Here is a 6084-nt window from a genome sequence, read left to right as displayed (position 1 = left end):
TGTCCCCGCCGCCGGAGAGCGGATTCCCACCACCGCCGCCGCACGCGGACAACGCGAGCACCGAGCTGACTGCCAAGGCCGAGAGGATGACGCGGTTCTTCATGATGTTTCTCCTGATGGTTGTCGGCACCGGGCGGCGCCTTAGGCGGCGGCCGCCGCTGGGACGGTCGTGACGACTGGTGACGTTGATTTCGACGCGGTCCGCCGCAGACCCGGCGACACGATGAGCCGACCGAGCCAGGCGAAGCCGAATTCGAGAAGCAGCGCGAGGACTGCGACGAGGATTGCACCGCCTGCCATCTCACTGAAGTTCGCCTGCGCCCGGCCGTCGAGGATGAACCGGCCGAGCCCCTGCAGGCCGAGGTAGGCGGCAATGGTGGCCGTCGAAACGATCTGCAGGGTGGAGCTTCTGACTCCGGAGACCATGAGCGGAAGGGCACATGGAAGTTGAACCCTGAGCAGGATCTGCCGCTTGGTGTAACCCATTCCACGGGCCGCGCCCACCGCGTCCGGGTCGGCATTCTGAATGCCTGCATAGGTTCCGGTGAGTATCGGCGGCACGGCGAGCAGGACCAGCACGACGATGGTGGGCAGGACGTACACCAGCTTCCCGGTGACCACCGGCGAGATGACTAGGAAGAGCAGCACCAGCAGTCCCAACGTCGGCAGCGCACGCAATGCGTTGGCGAACCCGGCGACCACTGCTTCGCCTCGTCCGGTGTAGCCGATCACGATGCCCAGCGGGACCGCGATCACCAGCGCGGCCAGCAGCGCGATGGCTGAGTACAGCAGGTGGTAGCCGATCTGCATGGGGATGCCGTCCGAACCCTTCCAGTTGGTGGGGTCAGTCAGCCAGCCGACGATGTTCACGACGTGACCGTCCTTTGCCGCCATGGGGTTGCGAGTCTGTTCAGCCAGATGATCAAACCGTCGAAGATCACGGCGAGGACCACGCACATCACGACACCGGTGACGAGCGGGACGTAGAGCCTGAGTTGGAATCCCTGGGTGAACAGCGAGCCGAGCTGCGGGATGCCAAGCAGCGCAGCCATGGTCACGATGCTGACGTTCGACACGACCGCGACCCGTAGTCCCGCCGCGATGACCGGCACGGCAACGGGCAGCTCCACCAGGAGCAAACGCTGCCAGCTGCGATACCCCATGGCCTCGGCGGCGGCCACGGTGTCGTGTGGCACCGAGCTCAGCCCGTCGGCAACCACACGCACCAGCAGGGCAAGGGTGTAAAGGGTAAGCGCGACAACGATGTTGAGCGGATCGAGGATCTTCGTCCCCAATATGACCGGCAGGATGATGAACAGCGCCAGCGACGGAATGGTGTAGAGCAGGCCCGCCGTTCCGACGATGGCCGCGTACCCGCGCCCCGATCGATGGGCCCACCAACCCAGCGGCAGCGCGAGCACGAGGCCGACGATGGTCGGCACCAACGTGAGCCAGACATGGCTGATGGTGAGGTCCAGGATGCGATCGAGGTTGGAGGATATCCAGTTCATGCTGGTACCCCGTCGATTCCCCGGTCGCTTCGCTCCTGCCCGCCGATCCGCGCGTCCTTGGCACGTTTGATCGCATCGATCACGTCGTGGTCGGTGGCTGTGCCAAGCAACGTGCCCGACTCGTCGGTGACGACGCACCGGCCACTCGGACTCGACAAGGCCGAGTTGAGGAGATCCCGTAGTGGATCACCCCTGTGGGCCGACGTGGCACTGAGGTTGACGTCGCGTTCTTCGACGTAGTCCCCCTGCACGCTGGCGGTGTCGACCCAGCCGATCGGCGCATTGGCCGCGTCGACCACCAGGATCCATCGACCGTTGGAGGCCGCAATGGTCGAGACCTGTTGTCCCACGGTGATGGTCGGCTCGTCAGTGAGTGGGAGAAGGTCGTCGCAACTGTGGAACCCCAGCGCCCGATAACCGCGTGCCGACCCGACGAAGTCGGCAACGAAGGCGTCCTTGGGTGCGGCCAGCAGATCGGCTGGACTGGCGGACTGGGCCAACGTGCCGCCCGCGCGTAGCACCGCAACCTGATCGCCGAGTTTGAGAGCTTCATCGATGTCGTGCGTCACCATGACGATCGTCTTGGAGATGTCGGCCTGTAGGCGCAGAAACTCGTCCTGCAGCTGATTCCTCACGATCGGGTCGACGGCACTGAACGGTTCGTCCATCAACAGGAACGGCGGGTCGGTGGCCAGCGCGCGGGCAACTCCCACGCGCTGCTGCTGACCGCCAGACAGCTGCCACGGATACCGGCCTGCGAACTTGGCGTCGAGACCGACACGCTCAAGCAGTTCCATTGCCGCCGAACGCGTTTGCTTCTTGCCCCCGCCGAGCAGGCGAGGAAGGGCGGCCACGTTGTCGACGACGGTGCGATGGGGAAACAGGCCTGCGTTCTGGATGACGTAGCCGATTCTGCGGCGAAGAGTGACCCTGTCGAGCGTCTGCGTGTCGACACCGTCGAGTTCGATCGTGCCGGAACTCGGCTCGATAAGGCGGTTGATCATCCGCATGGAGGTCGTCTTTCCGCACCCGGAAGGCCCGACCAGGACGGTGATCTTGCCGTTGGGCGCCGTGATGGTGAGATCGTCGACGGCCACGGTCCCGTCGGGGTACACCTTGGAGACTTGGTCGAATGTGATCATGACGGTCCTTTTGGAGTGCGTGGCGTGGGGGAACTACTCAGCCGGGCGGAGACGTCCGCCGTGGCTGCGACCAACATTTGGCCGTACCGCTTGGACTGCCGTGCGGTGACCCGGTAGCTGGGGACGACGAGGCTCATCGCGGCGACGATCCGAGCCTGGGAGTACACCGGGCAGGCGATCGCGGTGACGTCGGTCTCGACTCCGCGCTCGACGACGACGTACCCGTCCTCGGACACTTTGCCTCGCAGGGCGTGTCCGGCCGCCGAGATGTCCAGCGGCACGGTCCGGCCGACCCAGCTGGCGTGGCGCACCGAATGCGTGCCCTCGACGATGTTGATGTACACCGCAGTGGCGGCGTGGCCCTCGACGCTGAGATAGACCGACTCGCCGGTCTCGGTGGCGAGTTCCTCCATCGCGGGTTCGGCGAGGTCGACCAACGACACGTCGCTGAGGGCCTGCGCACCGAGTTGGATGATGCGGCTGCCCGGCCGGTACCTGCCGGACTGGTCCTTGCGAACGAAGCCGGTGGTCTCCAGGGTGCGCAGGAGCCGAAGCGCCGTACTGGGGGCAAGCTCGCAGTCCCTCGCGGTGTCAGCGAGATTGGCCCCGCCGCGATCGCAGACGCTCGCGAGCAGTGCCAGCGCCCGCTCGACGGTCCGGGTTGCCTGATCGGCCAAGGTGACCTCCTCTCGAAACGAAACCTACGACTGCGACGTCTCGCCTAACCGCTTCGCTGTTGCTATCAGATGAAATCTGACTTTCGACTAGTGGAACAGTTGATCTGTGGCGATAATAGGTCCCGTCGCTCGTCCATGGTCGAAAACGAGGAGATTTTGCATGATCGAGTTATGCGGGACCATGACGATCGGTGACGTCGTGGCACTGGCGGACCGCCGCGCCGAGGTCTCGCTTCCCGCAGCGGTGGTCGGGGCCATCGCCCGGCTACACGTGCAGGCGGCCGAGCTCAGCACGCGATACGCGACCTACGGCCGCACCACCGGAGTCGGAGCCAATCGGATCGCAGCCATCCCGCCCGGCGACTCGGATTACGGGATGCGCCTACTGCGCAGCCACTCGGTCGACGCGGGCGACCCGTTGTCCGCCAGGACGGTGCGTTCGATGCTCGCGGTGCGCCTCATCCAACTCTGCGTTCCCGGCGCGGGACTCGATCCGGCCATCTTGGACGGGCTCGTCCGAATGCTCAACGAGAACGCCTTACCGGAAGTCCTCCAGTACGCCTCCATCGGAACCGGTGACCTCGCGGCGCTCGCCGGAACGGCGTTGACTCTGATCGGCGAACGGCCAGCCACTGCGGAGCTGACACCGATGCCGCCGTGGGGCGCAGACAGCGCGCTGCCATTCATGAGCAGCAGCGCACTGACGGTCGGACGCAGCTGCCTCGCGGTCGACGAGCTGATTCGACTGGAGCGCGCCTCCAGCGTGATCTACATGCTCAGCTTCCTCGCGCTCGACGGAAACCCGTCGGCCTTCTCGCCGGCCGCAGCGCGGGCGGCGGCCGCTCCCCGGGTGGAGGCAGTCGCAACCCGGTTGCGCTCGCTCTTCGACGAGGACGGCAGGCGCGATCACCCGCCAGCGCGGATCCAGGATCCGTACGGGCTGAGGGTGTATCCGGTTGCTCACGCCAGTGTCGTCACGTCTCTGGATTCGTTTGTCGCACAGCTTGAACGGACGCTGAACGCGGCGCAGGAGAATCCGCTGTTCGACGTCGACAGCGATCAGGTCGTCCATCACGGCGCCTTCTACCAGGCATCGCTGTCCCTCGAACTCGACGGGGCCACTCTGGCATTGGCGTTGACCGCGCCCATCACGCATTCGCGGATCAGAATGCTGAACGACCCGGACACCAACGGCGGCAACGCCTTCCTCGCCGCCGATTCGGATGGGTCCTCAGGCCTCATGATGGTCGAGTACGTGGCGGCAGGGGCGATCGCCGAGATCCGCAATGCCGCGCAACCGGCATCCGTCGGGACCCTCGTGTTGTCGAGAGGCGCAGAGGAGGACGCCACGTTCGCCTCGCAAGGGGTCCACCAACTCGAGCGGGCCGTCGCGGCCTACCGGGTGTTGTTGTGCTGCGAATTGGTCGGGGCCGTCAGGCTGTTGCGGCAGCGTCGGCTCGAGGACCGCTTCGGAGGTGTGCTCGGGAGGGCGCTGGCCCTGGCAGCGGCTCTGCCCCGCAACGACGAGGACCGAGATCTGCGTGGTGACATCGCCGCGGCGGAGCCACTTCTCGACGAACTTGGGCGTCTCATCGCGCTGTCGTGAGCTTCGGCGCGCCGAAATGGAGTTCCCTGTCGTCAAACCGGCGCGGTAACGACAGGGAATGCTATTTCGGCGGAAGAGACTGAGCGCTAGCTGGTGCCCAACGGGTCGATGGTCCACGCGATGTAGAGCATGGCTGCGCTGACGGTGGCGGTCGTGGCGATGTCGATGGTGCGCGTACGCACCACCAGCAGCCCGGCGCGGTCCTCGGCGAGCGCGAAACGCAGCGCCGCCGCGACGCCGACGCCGATCGCCAGCACCAGTGCACCGCGACGCCAATAGCCCGCCACGACGAGTCCGAACGCCACCAGCAGGAACAGTCCCACCGACAGGATGGGCCACTGCCCCGCGAACACCTTGTGCGCGAACTGCCTTGGCGTCAACTCAGCCCCGGCGCTCTGCTCTTCGCGCTAGCACTCATCGCCGCCTCATCCAGCTCGACCACGTTGGTCAGCAGGAAGGCGCGCGTAAGGGGCCCAACCCCACCGGGATTCGGCGATACGTGGCCGGCTACCTCCCAGACCCCCGGGTGCACGTCGCCGACGAGCTTGCCCGCCTCGTCACGACTCACTCCGACGTCGACAACGGCCGCACCCGGCTTCACCATCTCGGGGGTGACCATGTGCGGCACCCCCACTGCCGCGACGATGATGTCGGCTTGCCGCGTCAGCGCAGGAAGGTCTCGAGTTCCGGTGTGGCACAACGTCACCGTGGCGTTCTCGGAGCGGCGCGTCAGCAACAGACCAAGTGGCCGCCCAACCGTCACGCCGCGGCCGATCACCACCACGTGTGCGCCCGCGATCTGCACGTCGAATCGTCGCAACAGGTGCACGATGCCGCGCGGCGTGCACGGCAGCGGCGCCGGCTCGTTGAGCACCAGCCTGCCCAGATTGGTCGGATGCAGACCGTCGGCGTCCTTGGCGGGATCGACACGCTCCAGCGCGGCGTTCTCGTCGAGATGCCGGGACAGTGGCAGCTGCACGATGTAGCCGGTGCACTCGGGGTTGGCGTTCAGCTCGTCGATGGTCTCGTCGAGGGCGGCCTGGCTGACGTCGGCGGGCAGGTCGCGGCGGATCGAGTTGATGCCGACCTTCGCGCAGTCGGCGTGCTTGCCGCGCACGTAGGCCTGGGAACCGGGGTCGTCGCCGACC

Annotated in this window: 7 protein-coding genes; 1 reads left to right on the top strand and 6 read right to left on the bottom strand. The window is 66.3% G+C overall.

Features of this window, described 5'->3' with window-relative positions:
- Window positions 1–141: 141 nt before the first annotated feature.
- The 4 genes from ACRDUX_RS33285 to ACRDUX_RS33270 are packed head-to-tail and all read right to left on the bottom strand — an operon-like array spanning window position 142 to window position 3330.
- The gene (locus ACRDUX_RS33285) at window positions 142–894 is read right to left on the bottom strand and encodes an ABC transporter permease (RefSeq protein WP_526420527.1); all 753 of its coding nucleotides are present in this window, start codon (window positions 892–894) and stop codon (window positions 142–144) included.
- Window positions 867–1511, bottom strand: coding sequence for an ABC transporter permease (locus tag ACRDUX_RS33280; RefSeq protein ID WP_526420525.1), 645 nt, complete (start codon window positions 1509–1511; stop codon window positions 867–869). Before ACRDUX_RS33280 ends, ACRDUX_RS33285 begins: the two co-directional genes overlap by 28 nt.
- Window positions 1508–2653: an ABC transporter ATP-binding protein gene (locus tag ACRDUX_RS33275; RefSeq protein WP_526420523.1), complete on the bottom strand. Its 1146-nt coding sequence runs from the start codon at window positions 2651–2653 to the stop codon at window positions 1508–1510. The genes ACRDUX_RS33280 and ACRDUX_RS33275 overlap by 4 nt, the downstream gene beginning before the upstream one ends.
- The gene (locus ACRDUX_RS33270) at window positions 2650–3330 is read right to left on the bottom strand and encodes an IclR family transcriptional regulator (protein ID WP_526420521.1); all 681 of its coding nucleotides are present in this window, start codon (window positions 3328–3330) and stop codon (window positions 2650–2652) included. The genes ACRDUX_RS33275 and ACRDUX_RS33270 overlap by 4 nt, the downstream gene beginning before the upstream one ends.
- A 160-nt stretch (window positions 3331–3490) precedes the next feature.
- Between ACRDUX_RS33270 and ACRDUX_RS33265 the strand changes: the two genes are divergently transcribed.
- Entirely contained in the window at window positions 3491–4936 is a 1446-nt protein-coding gene (locus tag ACRDUX_RS33265; protein WP_526420519.1) for an aromatic amino acid lyase, read from the top strand.
- An 86-nt stretch (window positions 4937–5022) separates the two neighbouring features.
- Here the strand turns inward: ACRDUX_RS33265 and ACRDUX_RS33260 are convergent, their stop codons facing one another.
- Window positions 5023–5316, bottom strand: a complete 294-nt coding sequence (locus ACRDUX_RS33260) for a DUF3017 domain-containing protein (protein WP_526420517.1) — start codon at window positions 5314–5316, stop codon at window positions 5023–5025.
- Window positions 5313–6084, bottom strand: a 772-nt coding sequence (locus ACRDUX_RS33255; RefSeq protein WP_526420515.1) for a bifunctional methylenetetrahydrofolate dehydrogenase/methenyltetrahydrofolate cyclohydrolase, incomplete at its 5' end; no start/stop codon positions are given. The genes ACRDUX_RS33260 and ACRDUX_RS33255, both read right to left, overlap by 4 nt.

Source organism: Mycobacterium sp. (assembly GCF_050701675.1).
GTDB lineage: Bacteria > Actinomycetota > Actinomycetes > Mycobacteriales > Mycobacteriaceae > Mycobacterium.
The sequence above is the reverse complement of the archived record's forward strand: the minus strand, read 5'-3'. Positions and strand labels throughout refer to the sequence as shown.

Bases quoted from the DNA above. Each gene is read 5' to 3' on its own strand.
- ACRDUX_RS33285 (WP_526420527.1), bottom strand. From the start codon at position 894: ATGGCGGCAAAGGACGGTCACGTCGTGAACATCGTCGGCTGGCTGACT.
- ACRDUX_RS33280 (WP_526420525.1), bottom strand. From the start codon at position 1,511: ATGAACTGGATATCCTCCAACCTCGATCGCATCCTGGACCTCACCATC.
- ACRDUX_RS33275 (WP_526420523.1), bottom strand. From the start codon at position 2,653: ATGATCACATTCGACCAAGTCTCCAAGGTGTACCCCGACGGGACCGTG.
- ACRDUX_RS33265 (WP_526420519.1), top strand. From the start codon at position 3,491: ATGATCGAGTTATGCGGGACCATGACGATCGGTGACGTCGTGGCACTG.